At 47.1% G+C, this 24,148-nt stretch carries 19 protein-coding genes; all 19 read left to right on the top strand.

Features of this window, described 5'->3' with window-relative positions; genetic code table 11:
* Positions 1–119: 119 nt before the first annotated feature.
* The 19 genes from PMI05_RS15175 (at position 120) to PMI05_RS15085 (ending at position 24,079) form a co-directional block, all read left to right on the top strand.
* Positions 120–3,026, top strand: a complete 2,907-nt coding sequence (locus tag PMI05_RS15175) for a WIAG-tail domain (protein ID WP_007723127.1) — start codon at positions 120–122, stop codon at positions 3,024–3,026.
* A gap of 217 nt (positions 3,027–3,243) precedes the next feature.
* Entirely contained in the window at positions 3,244–4,533 is a 1,290-nt protein-coding gene (gene asnS, locus PMI05_RS15170; RefSeq protein WP_007723123.1) for an asparagine--tRNA ligase, read from the top strand.
* A gap of 122 nt (positions 4,534–4,655) precedes the next feature.
* Complete coding sequence (locus PMI05_RS15165) at positions 4,656–5,339, top strand: DnaD domain-containing protein (protein ID WP_007723121.1); 684 nt, start codon at positions 4,656–4,658, stop codon at positions 5,337–5,339.
* Positions 5,340–5,444: 105 nt separating this feature from the next.
* Entirely contained in the window at positions 5,445–5,867 is a 423-nt protein-coding gene (locus tag PMI05_RS15160) for a hypothetical protein (protein ID WP_007723119.1), read from the top strand.
* Entirely contained in the window at positions 5,848–7,020 is a 1,173-nt protein-coding gene (locus PMI05_RS15155) for a glycosyltransferase family 4 protein (protein ID WP_007723110.1), read from the top strand. Before PMI05_RS15160 ends, PMI05_RS15155 begins: the two co-directional genes overlap by 20 nt.
* A 122-nt stretch (positions 7,021–7,142) precedes the next feature.
* Entirely contained in the window at positions 7,143–8,189 is a 1,047-nt protein-coding gene (locus PMI05_RS15150; protein WP_039960841.1) for a glucose-1-phosphate thymidylyltransferase, read from the top strand.
* The gene (locus tag PMI05_RS15145; protein ID WP_007723105.1) at positions 8,186–8,989 is read left to right on the top strand and encodes a glycosyltransferase family A protein; all 804 of its coding nucleotides are present in this window, start codon (positions 8,186–8,188) and stop codon (positions 8,987–8,989) included. Before PMI05_RS15150 ends, PMI05_RS15145 begins: the two co-directional genes overlap by 4 nt.
* Positions 8,986–9,936 carry an NAD-dependent epimerase/dehydratase family protein gene (locus tag PMI05_RS15140; RefSeq protein ID WP_007723103.1) on the top strand — a complete coding sequence of 317 codons (951 nt, stop codon included), beginning with the start codon at positions 8,986–8,988 and terminating at the stop codon, positions 9,934–9,936. Before PMI05_RS15145 ends, PMI05_RS15140 begins: the two co-directional genes overlap by 4 nt.
* 26 nt (positions 9,937–9,962) lie before the next feature.
* A complete protein-coding gene (locus PMI05_RS15135; RefSeq protein WP_007723090.1) occupies positions 9,963–11,036 on the top strand; it encodes a glycosyltransferase in 1,074 nt (357 codons plus the stop codon).
* Positions 11,037–11,048: 12 nt separating this feature from the next.
* Positions 11,049–12,335, top strand: a complete 1,287-nt coding sequence (locus PMI05_RS15130) for a UDP-glucose/GDP-mannose dehydrogenase family protein (protein WP_007723088.1) — start codon at positions 11,049–11,051, stop codon at positions 12,333–12,335.
* Between the two features lie 97 nt (positions 12,336–12,432).
* Positions 12,433–14,292, top strand: a complete 1,860-nt coding sequence (gene pepF / locus PMI05_RS15125) for an oligoendopeptidase F (protein WP_007723085.1) — start codon at positions 12,433–12,435, stop codon at positions 14,290–14,292.
* A 247-nt stretch (positions 14,293–14,539) separates the two neighbouring features.
* Positions 14,540–15,763 carry an efflux RND transporter periplasmic adaptor subunit gene (locus PMI05_RS15120; protein WP_007723082.1) on the top strand — a complete coding sequence of 408 codons (1,224 nt, stop codon included), beginning with the start codon at positions 14,540–14,542 and terminating at the stop codon, positions 15,761–15,763.
* Positions 15,764–15,767: 4 nt separating this feature from the next.
* The gene (locus PMI05_RS15115; protein ID WP_007723079.1) at positions 15,768–18,863 is read left to right on the top strand and encodes an efflux RND transporter permease subunit; all 3,096 of its coding nucleotides are present in this window, start codon (positions 15,768–15,770) and stop codon (positions 18,861–18,863) included.
* Positions 18,864–18,987: 124 nt separating this feature from the next.
* Positions 18,988–19,776: an SDR family oxidoreductase gene (locus PMI05_RS15110; protein ID WP_007723077.1), complete on the top strand. Its 789-nt coding sequence runs from the start codon at positions 18,988–18,990 to the stop codon at positions 19,774–19,776.
* 20 nt (positions 19,777–19,796) lie between these two features.
* Entirely contained in the window at positions 19,797–20,288 is a 492-nt protein-coding gene (locus PMI05_RS15105; protein ID WP_007723075.1) for a YajQ family cyclic di-GMP-binding protein, read from the top strand.
* Between the two features lie 92 nt (positions 20,289–20,380).
* A complete protein-coding gene (locus tag PMI05_RS15100; protein ID WP_007723074.1) occupies positions 20,381–20,857 on the top strand; it encodes a hypothetical protein in 477 nt (158 codons plus the stop codon).
* Positions 20,858–20,921: 64 nt separating this feature from the next.
* Positions 20,922–21,719 carry a phosphotransferase gene (locus PMI05_RS15095; RefSeq protein ID WP_007723073.1) on the top strand — a complete coding sequence of 266 codons (798 nt, stop codon included), beginning with the start codon at positions 20,922–20,924 and terminating at the stop codon, positions 21,717–21,719.
* A gap of 79 nt (positions 21,720–21,798) precedes the next feature.
* Entirely contained in the window at positions 21,799–23,457 is a 1,659-nt protein-coding gene (locus PMI05_RS15090) for an AMP-binding protein (protein ID WP_007723072.1), read from the top strand.
* 115 nt (positions 23,458–23,572) lie between these two features.
* Positions 23,573–24,079, top strand: a complete 507-nt coding sequence (locus tag PMI05_RS15085; protein WP_007723071.1) for a GNAT family N-acetyltransferase — start codon at positions 23,573–23,575, stop codon at positions 24,077–24,079.
* The last annotated feature ends 69 nt before the right edge of the window (positions 24,080–24,148 follow it).

Here is a 24,148-nt window from a genome sequence, read left to right as displayed (position 1 = left end):
TGCTGGAAACTTAGGCCAATAAGGATGAAACAATTTTGTAGACACGGTGCCAAATAGGGAAATGGATGAATATCCTACAAAAGTGATACGGGAATGAAATCAGGAGGCAAGGAGACCCTATGGCCAATGTGAACCGGCGAAAAGCAAACAAAAGTCTGAGCAAAACCTTTAGGCAGACCATGCACGAGTTACCGCTCTCATATACATCATCACCCGATCGGGAGTGGATGGAAGACCTCGAATTAAATCTGCTTGAAAGTAATTTGGAGAGCGATCAGAGAATACCTCCCCTCTCTGCTGCCACACCGAAAGAGCAACAACCGATTCCCAAAGTACCCAAGCAGGACCTATCCTCCAAGCAGGACTCGTTTTCCAGAAAGGATTTAACTTCCAAACAGGAATCGTTTTCCAGAAAGGATTCAACTTCGAGACAGGACTCAACTTCGAGACAGGACTCAACTTCGAGACAGGATTCAACTTCCAGACAGGATTCAACTCCCAAACAGGATTCAACTCCCAAACAGGATACATCTTCTAAACAAAACGTATCTCCCAAACAAAACGTATCCTCCAAACAAAGCTCAACTGCCAATCCGAACTTTTATTCAAAGGTCATCAAAGACCGAAATGATGATCGTGTCCAATCATTTGTCTATACAGACGACTTGACAGATCAATCGGTGACAACAGAAAAAATTGCGAACCGTGCCATTGACGCGTCCAAGATTAAGCAAGGCGCCGTGGATAATTCTATTTTGAAGGATTATGCCGTGGACAGCAGCAAACTCGCGGACATGAGCGTAACCTCCACCAAACTCGCACCCCATTCGATACTGAGGGATCATCTGGGGCGGGGAATCGTAGACGGTGAGCATTTGCAGGATTATTCGATATCCGCGCAAAAATTGATCAATCATAGCATTACGTCGGAGAAGTTAGCTGATAAAACGATCGACTCCATGAAATTTGCCGACCACTCGATTCAGAGTAAGCATATTCAGGATCAAGCCATTACGAATGAGTTGATCCAGGATCAATCGATTACCACGGAAAAAATAAAAATGGGATCCATTCAAACAAGTAACCTAGCCAATTATGTGATCAACACAGTGAAGCTTGAGGATGGAGCAGTCACAGGAGATAAATTACGCGATGGAGCAGTCACTTCGACGAAGATAGACGAGGATGCAATTGAGTCTCAACATATCCGTGAAGGCTCCATTTACCGTCATCACCTCACTGAGGAGCTAATAGATGGCAGTAATATTAGCGCCGGCAGCATCACGAATCATCACATCGCATTTCAGGCCATTTACAGCCAGCATTTACAGCCAGAAGCGGTGACCAGTGATAAAGTGGGGCCAAATGCGATTTTGACTGAGCATTTAGACAACAACAGCGTCACGACAGAAAAACTCGCCAAAGAATCAATCGGTAGTACACATTTACAAGCTGGTAGTGTCCTATCGAGCCACTTGCAAGACGGGATGCTGACGTCCAAAAAAATTGGGGATCAGCAGATTACCACTGGCAAAATAGCCGACAAGGCTGTCACCATCGACAAATTGGCGAACAGGAGTGTAGGAGAGAAACACTTACTCGACGAGAGTGTGAGTTCACGACATCTGATTGACGGGTCCATTCGTTCAGAAAAGTTGGCAAGAAGATCTGTAGAAGAACATCATTTGGCTGACAGACTCATTGGGGGCAATCATCTACGCGAATACATCATCCACACGCAACATCTGCATGACCACTTGGTGACCACCTCAAAATTGGCGCCGGAATCTGTTTCCACAGACAAAATTTCAGACCTAAGCATTACGACAAGCAAAATTGGAGATGCCGTCATCACAGCCCCAAAAATAGCCAAAGATGCGATCAAGACACGCCATCTGGGCAGAGCAGCCGTCACAGGGGAAAAGATCGCCGAAAAAGCAATATCGTCTACACATCTCAACAGTCATATCATTCAAAATGAACATCTCCAGGGTAACTCCATTTCCAAGGAAAAATTACAGGAAGGCAGTGTCACTCGAGAGAAAATAGCTGACCAGAGCATTGATGCGAGCAAGCTGGATAGCCATTCGATTCATGGTGCGCATGTCATAAAAGGCAGCTTGGATGGAACTCATATTATGGAGGGGACGCTCAAAGGAAATCATCTGGTCACGAGAAGCATAACAGAACAGCATCTGCAAAACCGGATCATTACGCAGGAAAAACTGGCAGAGGACTCCGTGACCGGTTCCAAAATTGCGCCCAAAGCTGTCTCTACGGTTCACATTGAGAATGAGTCGATTACGGCTGAGAAGCTGAGCTTTCCGGTCATTGAAACGCATAATCACGTAGGAATAACCTTTCAACAATACGGTTTCGTCCCATTCAGACTTTCTGTCACGAGCAAGTCCACAGATGTGACCGTTCGTTTGCCACAGCCTTATGCGGATACACACTATTGTATGGTGGCGATGACAAATCAACCGGGGATTTATACATCGCTCAAATACACCAAGAGGACTTCAGCGATCATCACCGTGTTTCGCAATCAAGAGGGTCAAGAAGCGACTGGTGTGATTCACTGGATCGCGATTGGAGAAAAAGGAGTAGGTGTCCCACACGAAATATTGGAATGGTCAACGGAGAGGGAGCAACTGGAGGCAGAAGAAGTCGACGAAGATCAGATCGAGGAAGATCGAGACATGGATGATGAAGACATGGATGATCAAGATACCGATGATGGAGACACCGATGATGAAGACACCGATGATGAAGACACGGATTATGAAGACACGGATTATGAAGACTCGGATGATGAAGACACGGATTATGAAGATACGGATGATGAAGACACGGATTATGAAGATACGGACGATGAAGACATGGAAGATGAGTACACGGACGAGGATGACACGGAGGATCACGACATGGATGAATATGAAGATGAAGACACGGATGAAAGTGATCTCGAACAAGATTATGAAAGTAGTGAAGAATACGATAGCGATATCGAGTATGATAAATAATTCGGTAGGAAACAACAATGGGGCGAGTGGATGATTCAGAAGCAGGGAGGCCGATGTTGAGATCAGGTCTCCCAAATGCACAATTAGTTTACATAATTAATTTATGGTTAACATTGTACAAGGAGACTTTCATTGAATTTGCAGGCCCCCAATAGTATAATTGGTAGGTATACTTAGTCTGTATTTGCGTGGCATGGTAAATGGAGGGAATCATTCAATGTTGACGACGATTGCCCGAATCGGGCAGCATGTTGGACAAGAAGTACGCCTGGGTTGCTGGTTATACAACAAACGCAGCAGCGGTAAGATTCAATTTTTGCAGCTCCGCGACGGCTCCGGCTTCATCCAAGGTGTAGTAGTGAAAGCGGAAGTAGCGGAAGAAGTGTGGGAGAATGCATCACAGCTCACACAAGAAAGCTCACTTTACATAACCGGTGTAGTTCGTGCGGATGACCGCGCACCAAGCGGTTACGAACTGACAGTAACAGGTGTGGAAATTATTCAGATCGCCCAGGAGTATCCGATTTCCTTGAAGGAACACGGTGTTGACTTCCTCATGGACCATCGCCACCTGTGGCTGCGTTCTCCACGTCAGCGCGCAGTGATGGCTGTGCGTTCCGAAGTGATTCGCGCTATGTATGAGTTCTTCCACGAGAACGGGTTCGTAAAAGTAGACCCACCGATTTTGACACCGACCTCTGCGGAAGGTACCACGAATCTGTTCCATACCAAATATTTTGAGGAGGATGCGTATCTCTCGCAGTCCGGCCAGCTTTATATGGAAGCAGTCGCTATGGCGTTAGGTCGCGTTTACTCTTTCGGTCCAACTTTCCGTGCCGAGAAATCCAAGACACGTCGTCACTTGATCGAGTTCTGGATGATCGAGCCGGAGATGGCTTTCGTGGATCATGAAGAAAATCTGCGTATTCAGGAAGCGTTTGTTTCTCACGTGGTACAATCCGTATTGAAAAACTGTGAGCGCGAACTGAAAACGTTGGAGCGCGATACAACAAAACTGCAAAATGTAACGGGGTCGTTCCCACGCATCTCTTACGATGATGCGATCAAACTGTTGCAGGAAAAAGGTAGCGAGATCAAATGGGGAGACGACTTCGGGGCACCGGATGAGACGATGATTGCGGACCACTTCGACAAGCCAGTTTTCATCACTCATTATCCTACCGAAATCAAGGCTTTCTACATGAAGCCACACCCTGAACGTCCGGAAGTGGTTCTGTGTGCGGATATGATCGCACCAGAAGGCTACGGTGAAATCATCGGGGGTAGCCAGCGGATTGATGATCCAGAACTCTTGGAGAAACGTTTTGCTGAGCATGAGCTTTCGGAAGAGGCATATCGCTGGTATTTGGATCTGCGTAAATACGGTACAGTTCCTCACTCCGGCTTCGGTTTGGGTCTGGAGCGTACGATTGCATGGATTTGCGGTCTGGATCACGTGCGTGAAACTATTCCATTCCCACGCATGCTGAATCGTCTCTACCCATAGAGAGTTCTTTTATCACTGAACGATCTACACCCTGTTGCGCGAGGGCAGCAGGGTGTTCCTATTGTTTGACAGCGCGTTTTACGCACTCCCTTGTTATTCCAACCCAGAGGTGAATATGCGTTATGGACTCCCATATATTGCAATTGTTGCAAGAAGGAGCAACATCCGTCTCCAACCTTCTTTTGAAAATGTATAAGCGTATGTCATTGACTGATGACGAGATGATGCTATTGATTCATCTATTATCCTTTCAGCAGGAAGGGAATCGATTCCCGACCTTAACAGAGCTGGAGGAACGTATGTCCATGACGAGCCGGAGATTGATTCAATCTCTACAAAAGCTATTAAAAGAAGATTGGATTACGATAGATGAGTTTATCGATCCACAGACTGGCATGCGTCATGAGCAATACAATTTGACCCCCTTGTACAAAAAGCTGTACCAGACCTGGCGGGAGCAGCAAGCAGACCCGAGAAGCATGGAGCCCTTTATGGAAGTGGCTGTTTCTCTGGATGCCGAGCCTGTTGCCATTTACGCTCGTTTTGAGCAGGCATTTGGTCGCCCGTTAGCGCCATTTGAATTGGAGAACATACACATGTGGACCGAACAGGACGGCTATCAGGAAGAATTGATTTTGACCGCTTTGCGTGAGGCTGCTACAGTAGGTAAGCTCCACATCCGCTATATCGACAGGATCTTGCTCGAATGGCAAAAGCAACAAATTACGACCGTAGAACAAGCGCGTCTTTACAGCTTGAACTTCCGTAGACAAGCAAATATGAGAGACCACGGGCAACCGCTTTGATTTCATCCAAATCAAGCGGTTTTTTCTATGTCACCGTACACGTACCCATTTTCCTTGTCTGTCATAACATATTACGTAGATGCAAGCTTCAGGAGGCGATGACTTGTGGAAAAACGAAAAAAATGGGATCTGTCTCATTGGGTAACACCAGGTGTGTTTTCAGGAAGTTATGTCGTAGATGAGGCAGTTCAACGCATTTCAATCGTAAAAGCCAATGAAAAACAGGAAGAGGAAGTAACGGAAAACGTCCAGGAGTTGGTCGTTAATACAACAGTTGAGCAGCCGAAGGAACTGGTCTTGGAGCCTACCTTCGAAATTATTATGAGAGAGACCGATGAGGCAGTCGTGGAACAGGTTCATAAGCTTGAGCAAGAAGTGTTGGAACTGAAAGAGGCGCTGGTTTCGTGGGAAGAAAGATGGGAGAAGCTTGAAGAGAACCATACAAAACAATTGCAGTACTTGTATCAAGTAGTTCTTTCACTGAAAAAGGAGTGGGAGATCGAGCGAAATGAACATCGCAATTATTAGTCCGGGTCCCTTTTCTGTACCACCGGTCAAAGGAAGCTCGGTCGAACACGATATTGACGAGGTCACAAAGATGATCGAGCCCATGCATAACGTGACGATTTACACTCGTCAATGTGCGACTTATCCAACCTCATCCGTGGAAGAAAACCGGCAGTTCATTCGCGTCCCGTATCAAGGGCCAAAGCCTTATTTGCGCCGGATTATTAACCATATCAAGAAGAACAAGCCAGATGTCATTCTCGTGGAAAACAGACCGATCTATGTCCTCACATTAAAACGCCATTTTCCCAAGATCCCGGTCTTTGTGAATATGCACTCTCACGTGTATGGATCACAGCCGATCATCAGCAAAGAAAATATGCGGCGCGCCGTTCGACTGGCGACAGGTTTTATTACGAACAGTGAATTTTTACGTCAACATTTTATTCGGACGTGCAACATTCCTGCAAATAAAATTCATGCGGTTCACCTCGGAGTCGATGTCACTCCTTATCAGGTTGCAAAGATCGCGGTCAAAAAAATGCGTCAAGAACTCGGATTGAAGCCAGATGATCGCGTCTTGTTTTATGCTGGCAGACTCATGCGCGGTAAAGGGGTCCATGTACTGATCAAAGCCTTTCGCCAGGTGAGCAAACAAGATCCGAAAGCCAAACTCGTCATTGTGGGCGGTACGGGATACGGCAGTAATCGCCTGAATCCGTATGTTCGAGAACTCAAGCGACTTGCGAAGCCTTTGGGTGAAAAGGTGCGTTTCGTCAATTTCGTACCATCTGCAAAAATGCCGCTTTACTATCAAATTGGGGATGTCGTCGCGACACCATCCGTTTGGAAAGAAGCGTTTTGCCGTGTCAATTTAGAGGCAATGGCTTCCGGAAAGCCCGTCATTTCCACTCCACGAGGCGGTATTCGTGAAGTCGTTGCCCACGAGAAAAGTGGCTTTATCATTCCGCCAAAAGATTGGAAAAAAGGATTGCCTGCTGTCTGGGAACTGTTGTGGAGTTCACCTGCTGTCCGGAATGAAATGGGTAAACAGGCCCTGCAACGAGCTAAGTTTTTTTCTTGGTACGCGACAGCACAAGGCTATCTGAACGTGTTTGAAACAGTTGTTCCAAAGCGAAGTGAAGAGAAACAACCGCTTTTAAAAACAGGTTAATTCGAACGGAAAGGATGTAGGTGGCTGCCTTTTCTTGCACCAATGTGGACGTCTGCCCTGTCCAGCTATTCAGATACGCATACCTTATAAGTATCGCAGAGCACAACTGGGGAGTGATACTTGTGAAAGGGTTAATCTTGTGTGCTGGACGTGGGACGCGACTGCACCCCTTTTCCTATTCGCAACCGAAAACCCTCCTCCCTGTGGCCAATCACCCGGTCCTACACTATTGCATTCGCAAACTGCGTGAAGTGGGCATTCAGGACATTGGCATCGTGATACATCCTTCTCAAGTACAGATTCCTCCCATGGTGGGCGATGGTAGTCAATTCGGGGCTACCATTACGTTTATCAGGCAGGAGGTACCACTGGGAATTGCCCATGCTGTCCAGCTAGCGCAACCGTTTTTGCAAGACGAACCGTTTATCTTGCTACTAGGTGATAATTTATTGATGGATTCGCTTCACGGTCTTACAAAAGCGTTTACGAAGAGAAAATCTGACGGTGTCGTGATGCTAAGTAAAGTGGAGAGACCACAGGATTATGGGATCGCAGAAGTACAAAAAGGACGACTGATCTCTGTAGAGGAGAAGCCACGTCAGCCAAAGAGCAATCTGGCGGTTATTGGCGCATACCTGTTTACGCCACCTATTTTTGAGTCGATTGCTACCCTGCAGCCATCTCCCCGAGGCGAACTTGAAATAACGGATGCGATTCAATCAATGATTAATCGCGGATTCAAATTGTCTCACTCCGTCACCAACGGAAAGTATTCGGATGTGGGAACCATCGATCGCTGGCTGGAGGCCAACCAGTGGATGCTTACGAGGGAGCTAGGCAATCAACATCAAATTGGCAAAGGAACCATTGTGAAAAATGCGAAGATTACGGGGCCTGTACTAATCGGTGATGATTGTGTGATTGAAAATTGCCAAATAGGACCGTACGTCTCGATCCAAAATGGCGTAAGCTTGAGAAATTGCTCGTATATCGAAAATAGTATCTTGCTTGAAAACTGCTCACTGCATGACATTGCATGGAAAATAACAAACAGCGTTTTCGGCCGCTCATCGATGATGACGGGTCAATCTTCTAACAGTACGGGAGTCTTCATTGTTAGCGACAAATCGTCCATTTGCATTCCGGCTGTCAAGAGGGAGGACCTATGAATCCGACCTTTACTGTAGTCATTCCGACATACAATCGCGCCAAGTTTATTCGCAGAGCCATCAAAAGCGTCTTGAATCAAACCTCAAAAGACTGGAAGCTGTTGATCATTGACGATGCGTCCACCGATCACACCAGAGGTAAAATTGAAAAATATATGTACCACCCAAACATTATGTATCATCGAATGGAACAAAATTCTGGAATCGGCAAAGTCATGAATCAGGCATTGTCAATGGTGGATACCCCTTATCTCGTACAACTCGACTCCGATGACTGGTTACCGAAACGAACGCTGGCAGTGATCAAAAAGTACATTCACAAAAGTAAGAAAAGCACAGCTCTCTTCTATGGCAACATGAACATTTGGAAAGTTAAGCGTGGAAAGTATACCAAGTCGATTAAGGTGAAGCACAAGACATTTCATAACAAATACCAGTTTCTAAAGTACAATCGCTGGATGGTTTCTCCACGTTGCTATCGGGTAGAAGCTCTGCATAAAGTGGGTGGTTGGGATACCTCGGATCGATACGAGGGAAGGATCATGGAGGATCGGCGAATCATTTTGCGATTAATTGAAAAGTATCGGGTGAGATACATCAATCAAATTCTTTACAACCGGACGAAGCATAAAGGTCAGCTCACGGACAACAAGATGAAGTTCCGCCGTAATTATTTGCGAAAAAAAACATTCAAATTTTATCTGAAAAGGTGGGGCAAGAAGTACAAGGCCATCTATGGTTACAACAACGGTTATTTAGTCATTAAAAGGCTGAAGAAAGTGAGGCGTCGGAGACGATGAAGAAAGCTCTTGTCACCGGCTGTGCAGGTTTTATTGGGTCTCATTTGACACAGCGCTTGTTGAACGATGGCGTGACAGTCATCGGGATAGACGGGTTCATCGATAACTACGATGTTGCTGCGAAACTGCGTAATCTGGCCGAAATAGGAAAACATCCTGCCTTCACCTTCCACTCTGCCACGCTTCAGACTGGGCGTTGGGACATTTGGCTCGAGAACGTCGACGCTGTTTTCCATCTCGCTGCCTTGCCGGGCGTGAGAAACAGCTGGGGAAAGTCCTTTGCCGATTATGTTAGCCATAATATTTTGGTTACACAAGAATTGCTGGAGGCTTGCTTGCAAAGACCGAAGCCACCTGTCATCGTGGTCTCGTCCTCTTCCTCGGTTTACGGAACGATGCAAGGGACCGTAACCAATGAAACTGCGCCTCTTCGCCCAGTTTCCCCATATGGTGTGACCAAGGAAGCGATGGAGCAAATCTGCTCGGTTTATGTGAAAGCTTATGGACTCCCGGTTAGCATGCTTCGCTACTTTACGGTTTACGGCCCCAGACAGCGTCCCGATATGGCTTTTCATCGTTTCTTTCGTCAAATGATGAAAGGCGAGCAGGTCATTATCTATGGTGATGGCCAGCAATCACGAGACTTTACGTATGTGACAGACGCGGTAGAGGCGAATCTACTCGCTGCAAAGCATGCTGTTCCCGGTGACATTTTTAATGTGGGCGGCGATCGGGAAATCAAGCTCATCGATGTGCTATCCATCATGGGCACGTTAATGAATCTGACCCCTCGCATTACGTTCCAAAATGGGCCGGCAGGTGACTCCTTACGAACCTGTGCGGATATCCAATTTGCCCAACAACGCTTGGGATACAAACCAAAAGTGACGCTAGAAGAGGGCCTTCGCCATCAATTAGCAGAGATTCGTTCGCAATCGAAGGGGTAACACCCGTCATCAAGGAGGCCAGTTGCATGCATCGGGTCCTCGTTTATCGCAGAAAGTTTCTTCCCAAGAGTGAAACATTTATTTACGAGCAATTGCTTGGACATCAAGTGGTCAAACCCGTGGTGTTGACCCGACAGCGAGCCTTTAACCGAAAACAATTTCCTTATTCGCCGGTCTATGTGCGCAAGCATATGGCCGGCCTCTCCACTTGGCTGCGACGAAAAAATTTTAAATGTCTGCATGCCCGTTTTGGTCCTGCTGGATTAGAATTGCTTCCTTATGCACAAAAAAGCAAGCTTCCCCTGATCACTTCTTTTCACGGTTTTGATGCGACCAAGCGCGTCAAAGAAAATCCATTGTACAGACGGTCCCTTACGCGTCTCTTTCGAAAGGGCCATGCGTTTACAGTCGTGAGCAATCACATGAGAAAGCGATTGATTCATCTGGGCTGTCCCCCATCCAAAATTACCCTTATCCGCTCTGGAATCGATTTGCGCAAATTTCCCATGCTGCCGCCACAGCCCGTGGAAAATGGGGAGTACCGATTGCTAAGCGTAGGGAGACTGACTGAGAAAAAGGGTATGGATACGTTAATCAAAGCGTTTACCCACGTCCATAAAAAACATCCCAAGGCGAAGCTAATCATCGTCGGCGATGGAGAAGAAAAAAAGAAGCTCAAACGACTGATCAAGAAAAACAGGTTAGGCACACAAGTCGTGCTCAAAGGAGCTCTGCCACATCGTGAAGTCCAGCGTGAACTGGCCAAGTGCCATTTGTTCATCATCGCATGCAAGACAGCGAGAAATGGCAACCAAGAGGGGATACCCAATGTCATCATGGAAGCGATGGCTAGCGGACGCCCTGTCATTTCCACCTATCACGCGGGGATTCCGGAGCTGGTCGAAAACAAAGTAACCGGATATCTGGTTCCGGAGAAATCACCGACTGCACTCGGGAAAATGATAAACCGTGTACTAACAGATAGTCACGAGTGGGCACAGATCACGACGGAGGCTCGACTGAAAGTAGAAAAAAACCACGATATCCATAAGCAACGGATGAGGCTAGAAGAGCTCTATTTGCGTGTGTCGAAAAAATGATGAGGTGAAGGAATGAGAGTTGCCGTTATTGGGACCGGCTACGTAGGCTTGACGACTGCTGTCTCCCTTGCCATGAACGGTCATCAGGTGATCGGAATTGACCTCGTTGCGTCCAAAGTAGAAAAATTGCGCCAAGGGATCTCGCCGATTTACGAGCCGGGCTTAGAAGAGGCATTGAAAAAAGTATTGAGTGATGGCGCGCTTGCTTTTTATACGGATCTGACAGAGGCGAAGGACGCAGAGATTTTTTTCATTTGTGTGGGGACACCTGAAGCAGCAGACGGCACTGCCGATTTAACGTATGTACTCGGGGCTGTTTCTGACATGGAAAAGGTCCACTCGTTCTCACCGCAAGAACGCATCGTGGTAATCAAGAGTACCGTACCAGTCGGAACTGGCGAAAAAGTAGCGGGGATGCTGGCTGGCTGCCAAGGAGTATCTGTTGCATCCAACCCGGAGTTTTTACGGGAAGGGAGTGCATTATTGGACGCATTGGAGCCTTCGCGAATCGTCATTGGCGTAGATAATCCTCAGGCAGCGGCTCGCATGGAGGAGCTGTACAATGGCGTGAAGGCACCGCGAGTAATCACCACCAGAGCAAACGCGGAGCTGATCAAATACGCTTCGAATGCATTTTTGGCAACCCGAATCTCTTTCATGAATGAGCTAGCTCGGTTAAGTACCGCACTCGGGACGGATATCGTGACGATTTCGCGAGGAATGGGACTGGACAGCCGAATCGGTCCGCAATTTTTACGGGCAGGAGTAGGCTATGGCGGCTCCTGCTTTCCGAAGGATACGATTGCGTTATTACAGCTCGCAGCAGAGCACAATATTCACTTAAGTATTTTGGATAAAGTGCGAGAGGTGAATACTACGCAGCCTGGCTGGTTTTTGGAGCAGTTGTGCTTGCAGCTCCCTGATTTGAAAGGCAAACAAATTGCCGTTCTGGGGTTGACGTTTAAACCAGATACGGATGACATCCGCGAAGCGCCATCGCTCAAATTGATAGAAGCACTCCTGCAAAAAGGGGCTTCCGTGAAGGCGTTCGATCCGATTGGGGCACCTGGTGTCAGCAAGCAGTTTCCACAGATCACGTACACGCAATCCGCGGCAGAAGCATGTGAGGGAGCATACGCCGCCTTATTGGTCACAGAATGGGAACAGTGTGTCCAACTCGATTGGAACCAGGTTCATCAAAGCATGGTGCAACCCCTCTTGGTGGACGGACGAAATGCCTGGCCGAACCAGGAGGTAAAGGAAGCAGGCTTTCACTATATCGGAGTAGGGAGAAGCTGACTTTCCATTTCGGGAAAGCTCGGCTTTTTTTCTGTGGAAAATCGTGAAAGCGCCTGATTGATTTGAACCTCTAGGCATAATACGATAGGATACACATATGGATGATTTGACCATTTCATCTTACATAAATAACGAGGGAGTGATCACGGTGAATAAAAGCAAAACACTGCCGAAACGCAGTGACGTCCCCGCTGAATACAAATGGCGTCTTGAGGACATGTATCCCACTGATAATGATTGGGAAGCGGACGTACAAAAAGTAAAACAGCTCACAGAAAAAATCGCAGCAATGAAAGGCTCTCTGGCTACTTCCGGTAAACAATTGCTGGCCGTGTTGACTCTGCAAGACGAATTATTGAAGACGCTTGATCAAGTGTACGTCTATGCACGTATGCGTCGAGACGAAGACAATGCGAACAGCAAGTATCAAGGGCTGACTGACAGGGCGACCAGCCTCAGCACGCAAGTATACGGTTCCATTTCGTACATACAGCCAGAGATTTTGGCAATTCCCACGGAAGACTTGCAAACGTGGATCAAAGAAGTAGAAGGTCTTGAGCACTACCGCATTTTATTAGAAGAGATCACTCGCTTCAAGCCACATACGCTATCCGCTGAGGAAGAAGCATTGCTGGCAAATATGAGTGAGCTTGCGTCTTCTCCTTCCAAAATTTTTGGGATGCTCAACAACGCTGACATGAAATTTCCGATGATTACGGATGAAAACGGCGAAGAAGTCGAGCTGACCAAGGGACGCTATACGCAGTTCATGGAAAGCAAAGACCGACGCGTGCGCAAAGAGGCATTCGAGGCGTTGTACAGTACGTATGGCAAGTTCCGCAATACGATCGCAGCCTCGCTGACTTCTGCCATCAAAGGGGATGTTTTCTACGCACGGACGAGAAAATATCCGTCTGCCTTGTACGCAGCCTTGTTTGCCGATAATGTGGAGCTCCCTGTTTACGATAACCTGATTGCAACGATTCATGAGCATCTTCCGCTCATGCACCGATACATTGCCTTGCGCAAAAAATTAATGGGCGTAGATGAATTGCACATGTACGATTTGTACGTGCCAATCGTACATGAGACGGACATGAAAATCCCGTATGATCAGGCTGTTTCAACGATTAAAGAAGCACTTCATCCACTGGGTGAGGAGTACGGTCGCATTTTGGAAGAAGGCTTTTCCAACGGTTGGATCGATGTGCATGAGAACGAAGGGAAGACAAGTGGAGCCTATTCATGGGGCGCCTTTACGTCACATCCGTTTGTACTCATGAACTATCAGGACAATGTCAACAACATGTTTACGCTGGCGCATGAGATGGGGCATGCTTTGCATAGCTATTATTCCAATCACGCACAGCCTTACACGTATGCCGATTACAAGATTTTCGTTGCAGAAGTGGCTTCTACACTGAACGAAGCACTACTGATGAATCATTTGCTCGAGACAACGACTGACAAGAAACAGCGTATGTACTTGATTAATCATTACCTGGAGCAGTTCCGTGGAACGGTATTCCGCCAAACCATGTTTGCTGAGTTTGAGAAAATTGTGCACGCAAAAGAAGAGCAGGGAGAGCCTTTGACAGCCGAATCTCTCAGTACTATTTACCGTGAGCTCAATGTTTCCTATCACGGACCGGACATGGTCGTAGACAGCGAGGTAGATTTGGAATGGGCGCGAATTCCTCATTTCTATCGCGGCTTCTATGTGTATAAGTACGCGACTGGCTTCTCGGCCGCGACGTCACTTTCCAAGCAGATATTGGAGGAAGGCCAGCCAGCCGTGGATCGTTATTTGCAGTTCCTCAAGGGCGGCAGTTCAGATTATCCGCTCAATCTGCTGAAGGGCGCAGGCGTAGACATGACGTCGCCAACACCGATTGCAGAAGCATTGAGTGTCTTCAAGGAATTGCTCGAAGAACTGGAACAACTGATCGAACAATAACATGCATCAATTCCAAAAGGCAGTTCAAGTCTATGACTTGGCTGCTTTTTTTGTAAATTTTTCTTCAAGATCGTCCAATAAAAGGTAACTTTCCCAGTTTTCTTGCGTATCTATTTATGCGCTGTTAGGTACTGTTCTCCGTCTCGGGGCGGATATGAATTTCCACCCGCTGACTGTTTTGCAGCAGAGGTAAAAACTGGCACAATTACGCCATGAGGAATGATTGTGAAAATTTGGAGGAATTCTTGTGAAAAAACGGGCATCGATTATTCTGGCTTCGGTAATGTTGGTCGCAGCAGGTTGTTCAGCCCCAGCACCAGAGGCACCGCAGCAGACAGAGGCAAAGGCGAAGGTAGTAGAGGTAGTAAAGGTACAAAAAGCAACAAAGCCAGTGATGCTCGCAGTCACAGGGATGGTGGAAGCCAAGCGGGACGCGGTGTTGTCGTTTGGTACAGGCGGATCGATATCAGCGATCTCCGCGACCAAAGGTGCAAAAATCGCGCAAGGTCAGTTATTGGCCACATTGGATACCCGTTACCATCAAAAAGAAATTGCAGCGGCACAGGGGCAGGTGGACGAAGCAGCAGCGCGGAAAATCAAGACGTTAAAGGGAGCGACAGCAGAAGCAATTGAGCAGAAGCGCCTGCAGGTAAAAAGCGCGCAGGACAGTCTGGATAAAGCAAAGCAGGATCTCGCAACAAGTGAGAAGCTATTTGCTGGGGGAGCCATTTCGCAAAACGAAATAAATGCGAGTAAACGGGCCGTTACGCAAGCAGAGATTACACTGCGTGACGCTCAGCTGTCTCTGAATGAGCTGCAAAAAGGAGCGGAACCAGAAGATGTCATGGTCGCCAACGCATCGATTAAAGCTGCTGCCGGCGGTGTAGACCGTGCGAAGAAGAGCTTGGATGATGCGAAAATTCAGGCGCCATTCGCAGGAACAGTCGTCGATGTGAACTTGCAAATGGGTGAGCAGGTGTCTCCCGGTCAGGAAATCATTCGCATCGTCGACCTGTCCGAAGTGAAGGTAACCTTGGATGTTTCCAATGATTTGATCAGTCAGTTCCATGAAAAAACGAAGGTGCAGGCGTTATCTGACGATGGAAAGAAAAGTGAAGGAACCATTGCCTTTATTTCTCCAGTTGTGAACAAGGATACAGGTAAATATCGCGTTGAGATCACGATTCCGAATGCAGATGGTTACTGGCGTGGAGGAATGGCTGCGACGATTGAGGTGCCGCGTCAAGTGAATGGCTTCCTCGTGCCGCTGGAAAGTGTCGGCGTGAGTCAAACAGACCATTACGTGATGGCAGTAGAGAATGGACTGACTGTAAGAAAACCAGTGAAGACCGGTCAATTGGTCGGAGACTCCATCGAAATCGTATCTGGAGTGAAAGAAGGCGACCAACTCCTGCGCAGTGGAATTACATTCTACGTCGAAGGGCAAAAAGTAGAGGCGAAGGGAGAATAGTTGCATGAACAAGATGATTCTCTTTTTGCTGAAAAGACAGCTAATCGTCTACTTGTTTACATTTTTGCTCGTCATTGCAGGTTTGGGGTCCTTATTCAGCTTTAATATCGAACTCGTTCCAAAGACGAACTTCCCTGATATTTACGTAAGAATTTCCGGTGGTGCACTGCCACCAGAAGAGATGGAAGAAAAAGTAACGAAGAAAGTAGAGCAAGAACTAAAATCGATTAATGATATTAAAAAATACTCTTCTTCAACAAGTGCAGGTTCTGTCAGGATCAATGTTTCTGCTAATGAAGGCAAAGGCGAGCAGGTTAAACAAGATGTACAAAATGCCGTTAACCGTCTCCGAAACGGTTTTCCGAAAGCCGTTGACTCTGTAGATATCTTCCAGAGCAATATGGGTAGCGATCAAATGATTGATTTTGCCATCGTGGGAGCAGAACCGAAGACCATGCTGAGTTTGGCAAAAACCTCAATCAAGGACCGCATTGAAGAAGTCGAGGGCGTCAAGGAAGTAATCGTAGAAGAGAAGAGCTTCGAGAATAAAATTACCATATCCTTTTTGCCCCAGCGATTGAATGCCTATCAAACAACGCCAGCGGCTATCATTTCACAACTTCAGGATACAAACTGGAAGCAAGGGATTGGTACACTGGAGAACACGGGATTTGATACGGTTGTCATGATTGACAATACTTATCAGACCCCGCAGGAAATAGAGGCACTGCCAATTGATACACCGAGAGGAACCGTTTCTCTGAATCAACTGGCACAAATTGAAGATTTGCGTGGAAAAGTAAAAGACTTCGTCGCCCTGACAAACGGTTCCGTGTTTATTCAACTCAGCGTGACGAGGGCAGACGGCTATGACTTGATCACGACACAAAAGAAAGTAGAAGAAGTCGTTCGCAAAATGAACACAGAAGCAAACGGCAAATACAACATCAAAGTCATGTTCGAAGGAGCTTCCTTTGTTGAGCATGCCGTGAGCAACCTCAGCCGGGATGTCATGATTGGTGGGGCGCTTGCGATCATCATCTTGTTCGTCTTCCTTCGCAACTGGAGGGTCACACTCGTCATTGCTACGACGCTGCCGCTCTCTGCGTTCATGACGTTCATCGCGATGAAACTCGCAGGCTACAACATTGATATGATCAGCTTGCTGTCGCTTAGCTTGTCAGTCGGCTTGATCGTCGATGCCGCCATCGTCGTATTAGAAAGTATCTATCACTACAGGGAAAAGGGCGAAGAGCTGAAGCAGGCTATTATTAAAGGAACGAGAGAAGTTTTGACACCTGTGTTCACCTCGCAGCTCACGATCATCATCGTCTTTTTACCACTTGTCTTTGCGGATTTTGAAGATTGGCTGAAACCGGTTTTGGCTACAATCGCCTTTACGGTATCCGCTGCTATTATTGCATCGACAATCGCTGCTTACTTCTTCGTTCCCGTGTTTTCCAATCGCTTCTTGCAGAAGGATAAGCACGTTTCGCTAGAAGGAGAAGGCAAGGAACACTTTATCATTCGCGTATTCAGCGGCATTTTACATGTAGCGATCAAGCATAGGGTTAAAACGGTCTTACTCGCTGTAGCATTGCTGGTTGGTTCCGCTTTCCTCACACCTTTTATGAAAATGGGTCAAGGAATTAACCCCAATGAAAATATCGTCTTTGTTACTATGAAAATGCCAATCGGTACTACGTTGGAAACAGCTCAAAAAGCAGCCGTCACCGCAGAAACATCTATGCGGGAGATCCCGGAAATCAAGGATGTATTCTTCTTTACTTCCAAGGAAGAAGCAACATTGTTCATTTCCTTAATTCCGAAAACGGACAGAACACGTGAAAAGGACGCTTTGAACGAGGATATTAACAAGCGCCTGAATGCGACCCCAGGAATCGAATCCGTCTCCATGTCTTTCGGACAACAAGGTGGAAGCGGCCCGATCCAACTAGAAGTTTACGGGGATGACATGGAAGTCATGCAGAAGGTCGCAACCGATCTGGAAGCGATGCTTGGCACGATCAACGGGCTCACCAACATTCGCAACGATTTTAAAGAAGGAAAAGAAAAAGTTACGTTGCTGCCAAAACAAGAAGCGCTTACCAGACTGAATGTAGATCACCGTTCCCTTTTGCAACAACTGAGCGTGTTAATTGGCAGCCAACCAATTACGTCCATCACACAAGATGGAATCGAAGTAGACGTCGTTGCCAAGATGCCGGATAACTGGCTGAAGCACCCGGATCAGCTCAAAACGATTATGGTGACATCGAAAGACGGAGCAGCAGTGCCTTTGGCAGACCTGGTAGATATCGAGTATAGTAAGTCTCCGATCACGATTGAGCGTAAAGAAGGCGAACGCATCGTTACGGTTTCTGCCGAGATGCTGGGAAGTGAATTAGGGGCAATAGGCCGTGAGCTAGATGAGAAATTGCCAACCGTACCTGTACCAGCAGGATATAAAGTAGAAATCGCCGGTAAGCTAAAAGAGCAAAGCACGAATATGAGCCAGGGGATCTTCGTATTCCTGGGGGTTCTGGCCCTGATTTACGTCATCATGGTTGCCCAGTTCGGGCGGATGTCCCAACCGTTTATCATCATGCTGACGATTCCAATGGCCTTGGTCGGTGTTGTACTTGGATTCGTCCTTACGCAGCGGACATTCGGTGAAATGGCGATGATCGGGATTATCATGCTTGTCGGCATCGTCGTATCCAATGCGATCCTCTTGATCGACAGGATCAACCTGCTGCGCAAACGTGGAATGGAAACCGCAGAGGCGATTATCCAAGGAACGAAGGAACGTATTCGTCCCGTTATCATGACGAAGCTGACGGCGATTCTCGGGATGCTTCCGATGGGTCTTGCAATGGCAGAAGGCTCAGATTTGGAAGCGCCACTCGCAACAGCCGTTATCTCCGGCTTGATATTCCACACGATCGTGACACTGGTGCTTGTACCAGTCCTGTACTCCCTGTTTGAGGGGGCGAAGGAAAGAAGACTGGCGCGTAAAGCGGCTCGCCAGGCGAAGCGCGAAGCGAAACGAGAAGCAAAACAAAACAAAGATAAGAACGTACCTCCGACAGAGGTATAGTGATTCGCAAGAGAAGGGGAGTATGTGCTGCACCCCTTCTCTTTTGCTTTTCCTTCGTCTGAAAGTTCTGTAGAATAAAGAGATCAAGATACATACATGAGTGAACCATGAAAGGAGCATGCACATGGATCTATTTTTGCAAGGAAAAACGGCTCTAGTACTCGCCTCATCAAAAGGATTGGGGAAGGCAACAGCGCAGTGCCTCGCCCAAGAAGGAGCGAATGTTACGATATGCGGTAGAGATGAAGCTGCTCTGGAAATCGTTCGTGCTGAGATCGAACAGGCTACTGGAAAGTCACCTCTTGCCGTAATAGTGGATGTCACGAAGGAAGAAGACATAAAGCGAGTTGTCGAAGCAACGGTCAAGCATTTTGGTAGCGTCGATATTTTAATCAACAATTCAGGTGGGCCTGCGATAGGCAGATTCGATCAGCTCACCGACGAACAGTGGATGCATGCCTTCCAGCTAAATTTGCTCAGCTATGTACGTGCTATTCGTGCTGTTTTGCCTCATATGCGAGCGAACCAATTTGGAAGAATCATCAATTTCGCTTCCTCGTCCTTTAAGCAGCCAATTGAGAATTTGCTTCTGTCCAATACGTTTCGTACTGGGGTATTGGGCCTCTCCAAGACGCTTTCTTCAGAACTAGGACCAGATGGGATTCTGATTAACACCATCGGGCCTGGCAGAATAGCGACGGATCGGGTGGCACAACTGGATGGGCTTACCGCAGAGGCGAAGAGCATCAGTACAGAGGAAGTAAGGGGAAATTGGGAGAAGCAAATCCCATTGGGCAGATACGGTCAGCCTGACGAGTTTGCTCGCATGGTGACGTTCTTGGCTTCGCCAGCAAACAGCTACGTGACAGGTCAATCCTTCCTCGTCGATGGTGGCTTGATCCGAGCGATCTAATAAAAGAGAGGGGAATTCCTTTGAGTAAAGAGAGCTCATTTGATATCGTGTCCAAAGTAGAGTTGTCCGAAGTGAACAATGCGATTCAGACCGCATTAAAAGAAATAGAAAATCGCTTTGACTTCAAAGGGAGCAAGAGCAGCATCTCCTTAGATAAAGAAGAGCTCGTCCTCGGCTCCGATGACGACTTCAAGCTCAGTCAGGTAAAAGATATTTTGCTTGGCAAGCTCGTCAAACGGGATGTCCCAATCAAAAACCTCGACTACGGAAAGATTGAACCAGCAGCGGGCGGTACTGTTCGTCAGCGTGTCAAGCTGGTACAGGGGATCGACAAAGACAATGCGAAAAAGATCAACAGCATCATCAAAGATACAGGACTCAAAGTGAAAACACAGATTCAAGACGATCAAATTCGCGTGACGGGAAAAAGCAAAGATGAATTACAGCAAATCATCAACGCGATTCGCAAGGCTGATCTGCCGTTGGAAGTACAATTTATTAACTACCGCTAATTACTAGAAAAGTTTTTGCTTCTAACTCTCTTCTCTCTCGCATATGCATGTACAAATAAGTGACAAGCACTTGCGAAAGGGAGAGTAGAGACATGAAGGTCTTTATTATCAGTATGCGCAATCTCATTTTGGGCGGCATTGTTTTTCTTGTAGTACTTGTGGCGGGCATCGTACTTCTGGTCAAAGACCCTCTGAGCGTCTCTGACTCTTATCGTCCGTCAGATCCAACTACTTCTGTTACAGCGACGGCACCCATGAACCAGCCAGCAGGGTCAGAAAAGCCGGCGCTGAATATGGAGGTCAAGATGGATGGGACAACGGCAGAAGTAGCCTTGCTTACAGAGAACTTCACGTTTGTTCAGGAAAATGGCGAATTGGCCGAGGCACCAGTCTTTGGAGAAGGACACGCACATTTATACCTGAATGGCGAACCAAAAGGAATGATTTATCAGCCAGAGTTTTTACTGAAAAAGTTGCCCAAGGGAGAGCATGAAATTCGCGTAGAGCTCAACTACAGCAACCACCTACCATACAAGGTAGAGGCTACGAAAAAAATCGTCGTGCAGTAAAGTAGATGGCGTTCCACAACAGGGACGCTTTCTTTTTTCGTCAAAAGAAAGGGGCGTTCCTGATATGTCAAAATCGTCATCGTCGAGCGAAGAATTGTTAGCGGGCGGAAACGTAACGAACGTTTACCGTTCTGGCAATACAGTCAGAAGGGAAGTAAAGCCAGGAAGCAAGAACATCCATGAATTATTGAAGCACTTGGAAAGAACAGGCTATCCGTATGCGCCGAAATTTTTAGGTATGGATGAAAAGGGGAGAGAAATTCTGTCCTTTATTGAAGGAGAGGCAGGTCATTATCCTTGGAAGGAATATATGCATGCAGACGAAGCGTTACAAGAAATTGCGAAAATGCTTCGGCTTTATCATGATTCTGTGAGTGCTTTTCCATTCGATGACCAGTGGCAGTCGTTGGATCACACTCCTGGCCCGCGTGAAATCATCTGTCATAACGATTTTGCCATGTACAATATCATTTTTCATCGACAATTACCGATTGGCATTATCGATTTTGATTTAGCGGCTCCGGGTCCAAGACTTTGGGATATCGCTTATACGCTCTATACCTGCGTGCCTTTGAGTAGATTTTCTTTAACTGAATCCGGAGAAAAAATCCATTACCAACCACTGCTGCATGCCAAACAGCGAAAACAGCGAGTGGCCTTGTTTTTTGAATCGTACGGGATGGAAATGAACGAGGGTACGCTAGAGATGGTCTTGCTTCGGTTAGAAGGACTATGCAAAACCATTGCCAGAAAAGCTAGTAAAGGAGATACTGCTTTTCAAAAGATGGTCGAAGAAGGTCATATTCTTCACTATGAAGAAGACATCGCATTTATCAAGGAACATAAGAACGAATGGATATAGGACGATAACGGAAAAAGAAGGGATTGTGGCGTAAAAGAAGAATCCTACAGAATAGTCTGAATGTTTTGGGGGTGCTTGTATGATTCATATGACCACAATCGGCAACATGTTAGACGACACGGCTAGTAAGTATCAGGAAAAGGAAGCGCTGGTTTATCGCGAACGAGGGCTTCGCTATACGTTTGGGGAATTTCAAGCGATATGCAATCAGGCAGCGCGGGGATTTATGTCGCTTGGCATTCAAAAAGGGGAAAATATCGCGATTTGGGCAACGAATGTGCCAGAATGGGTAATTTCGCAATTTGCCACAGCGAAAATGGGCGGTGTACTGGTAACGGTCAATACGAGCTACCGGGTACATGAACTAGAATATTTGCTGCGTCAATCAGAGTCGACGACGCTTCTTTTAATTGATTCCTATCGCGATGCGAATTATCTCGCGATGATTCAAGAGATTTGCCCGGAGTTACAGACATGTGAACCTGGAGCGCTACAATCCAAAAGGCTTCCACATTTAAAAAATGTGATCTATCTAGGGAATGAGCGACAACCCGGAATGTTTCTGTGGAGTGATTTGCTCGAACGTGCTGCATGGGTCACGGAAGAAGAGCGGAGCGCGCGCCAGGCGACGCTCTCACCTGATGATGTCATCAATATGCAGTACACATCCGGGACGACTGGTTTTCCAAAGGGAGTCATGCTGTCACATGTCAATATCGTCAACAATGCCATCAAGGTAGCGGAATGTCAGCGGCTCGGGTTAGAGGATAAGGTGTGTATTCCGGTTCCGTTTTTCCACTGCTTTGGTTGTGTGATGGGGACCTTGGCATGTGTGGCGACAGGTGCGACGATGGTTCCTGTCATCGCCTTTGATCCTGGTGTGGTACTTGCGGTTGTGGAAGCCGAACGCTGCACAGCACTGTACGGTGTACCCACCATGTTTATTGCCGAGCTGAACCATCCGATGTTTGCCGATCGTGACCTGAGCTCGCTGCGAACAGGCATCATGGCTGGTTCTTTATGTCCGATTGAGGTCATGAAGAAGGTCGTCGATCAAATGGGAATCCGTGACATTACGATTGCGTACGGACAAACCGAAGCTTCTCCCGTCATTACACAGACCGTACCAGAGGATTCTCTCGAGCGAAAAGTATCCACTGTCGGTCGTCTGCATGCAGAAGTAGAAGCAAAAATCATCGATCCGGCGACAGGTGACATTTTGCCGCCAGGTGTACAAGGCGAGTTGTGCACCCGAGGATATTTGGTCATGAAAGGCTATTACAACATGCCAGAGGAGACAGTGAAGGCGATTGATCATGAAGGCTGGCTACATACCGGAGACTTGGCAACCGTCGATGAGGAAGGCTACTATCGGATTACTGGCAGGCTTAAAGATATGATCATCCGCGGAGGGGAAAATATTTATCCACGTGAAGTGGAAGAATTCCTCTATACGCATCCAAAAGTGTTGGACGTCCAGATTGTAGGTATACCGGATGCCAAATACGGCGAGCAGGTATTGGCGTGCATTCGGGTAAAGCCTCACGAAACGTTGACGGAGGATGAGGTACGGGACTATTGCGAGGGGAAGATAGCTCATTACAAGGTCCCTCGCTACATACAGTTTGTAGACGAATATCCGATGACCGCTTCCGGCAAAATTCAAAAGTTCAAGCTGCGGGAGCAAGCGCTGGAGCTGTTTAGGCAAAGCAACCCCAATCAGACGGGAACTGCATAGGAAGAGGAAATGCGCCAGGGATATGCTCCTGGCGTTTTTTTAGATAGTTCTTTACTTTCAAGCAACTCTTGACTAAGATAAGTGGAAATTAAAAATGAGAGAGGTGCAGCTTAGAATGGAAGTTCGCTTTTTGGGACCAGACGATGCAGATGAGCTTATTAAAATTAGACTAGAAGGGCTGCAAACTGATCCGGATGCATTCGGCTCTACATATGAAGAGGCAATGCAGGTATCGATGGAAGAGTGGCAGCAAAGACTTTCTCAAGGGGAGTCAGGTGATAGTGGCTATTTTGGTGCATTTGTGGAAGGTCAGTTGGCTGGCATCATTGGTTTTTTTCGCCACAAAGGCCTAAAAGCAAAACACAAAGCTTCTGTCGTTTCCATGTACGTACGTGAAGGGTATCGTGGGACGGGTGTCGCACAAGCACTCATGCAGGCAGAGTTAGCCTACTTAAAGGAGCGGGGAGATATCGATACGATACAGCTCGCTGTCGTCACGACCAATCCGGCTGCCATTCGTCTCTATGAAAAAATGGGCTTTATTCCATACGCTTTAGAGAAGCGTGCACTGAAATTCGGCGATCAATACTTTGATGAGAGCCACATGTATATTCTTCTATAGGACAAACATGAAAAAGGCGAAGGCACACAATAGTGGATGCCTTCGCTTTTTTTATGTGCAACGCTATGA

The sequence above is a fragment of the Brevibacillus sp. BC25 genome (assembly GCF_000282075.1).
Lineage (GTDB): Bacteria > Bacillota > Bacilli > Brevibacillales > Brevibacillaceae > Brevibacillus.
Note: the sequence above shows the minus strand (reverse complement) of the source record. Positions and strands in the feature narration are given on the sequence as shown.

Excerpts from the sequence above, each read along its gene's own strand:
- PMI05_RS15175 (WP_007723127.1), top strand. The coding sequence starts at position 120 with ATGGCCAATGTGAACCGGCGAAAAGCAAACAAAAGTCTGAGCAAAACC.
- asnS (WP_007723123.1), top strand. The coding sequence starts at position 3,244 with ATGTTGACGACGATTGCCCGAATCGGGCAGCATGTTGGACAAGAAGTA.
- PMI05_RS15165 (WP_007723121.1), top strand. The coding sequence starts at position 4,656 with ATGGACTCCCATATATTGCAATTGTTGCAAGAAGGAGCAACATCCGTC.
- PMI05_RS15155 (WP_007723110.1), top strand. The coding sequence starts at position 5,848 with ATGAACATCGCAATTATTAGTCCGGGTCCCTTTTCTGTACCACCGGTC.
- PMI05_RS15145 (WP_007723105.1), top strand. The coding sequence starts at position 8,186 with ATGAATCCGACCTTTACTGTAGTCATTCCGACATACAATCGCGCCAAG.
- PMI05_RS15140 (WP_007723103.1), top strand. The coding sequence starts at position 8,986 with ATGAAGAAAGCTCTTGTCACCGGCTGTGCAGGTTTTATTGGGTCTCAT.
- PMI05_RS15135 (WP_007723090.1), top strand. The coding sequence starts at position 9,963 with ATGCATCGGGTCCTCGTTTATCGCAGAAAGTTTCTTCCCAAGAGTGAA.
- PMI05_RS15130 (WP_007723088.1), top strand. The coding sequence starts at position 11,049 with ATGAGAGTTGCCGTTATTGGGACCGGCTACGTAGGCTTGACGACTGCT.
- pepF (WP_007723085.1), top strand. The coding sequence starts at position 12,433 with ATGGATGATTTGACCATTTCATCTTACATAAATAACGAGGGAGTGATC.
- PMI05_RS15115 (WP_007723079.1), top strand. The coding sequence starts at position 15,768 with ATGAACAAGATGATTCTCTTTTTGCTGAAAAGACAGCTAATCGTCTAC.
- PMI05_RS15110 (WP_007723077.1), top strand. The coding sequence starts at position 18,988 with ATGGATCTATTTTTGCAAGGAAAAACGGCTCTAGTACTCGCCTCATCA.
- PMI05_RS15100 (WP_007723074.1), top strand. The coding sequence starts at position 20,381 with ATGAAGGTCTTTATTATCAGTATGCGCAATCTCATTTTGGGCGGCATT.
- PMI05_RS15095 (WP_007723073.1), top strand. The coding sequence starts at position 20,922 with ATGTCAAAATCGTCATCGTCGAGCGAAGAATTGTTAGCGGGCGGAAAC.
- PMI05_RS15090 (WP_007723072.1), top strand. The coding sequence starts at position 21,799 with ATGATTCATATGACCACAATCGGCAACATGTTAGACGACACGGCTAGT.
- PMI05_RS15085 (WP_007723071.1), top strand. The coding sequence starts at position 23,573 with ATGGAAGTTCGCTTTTTGGGACCAGACGATGCAGATGAGCTTATTAAA.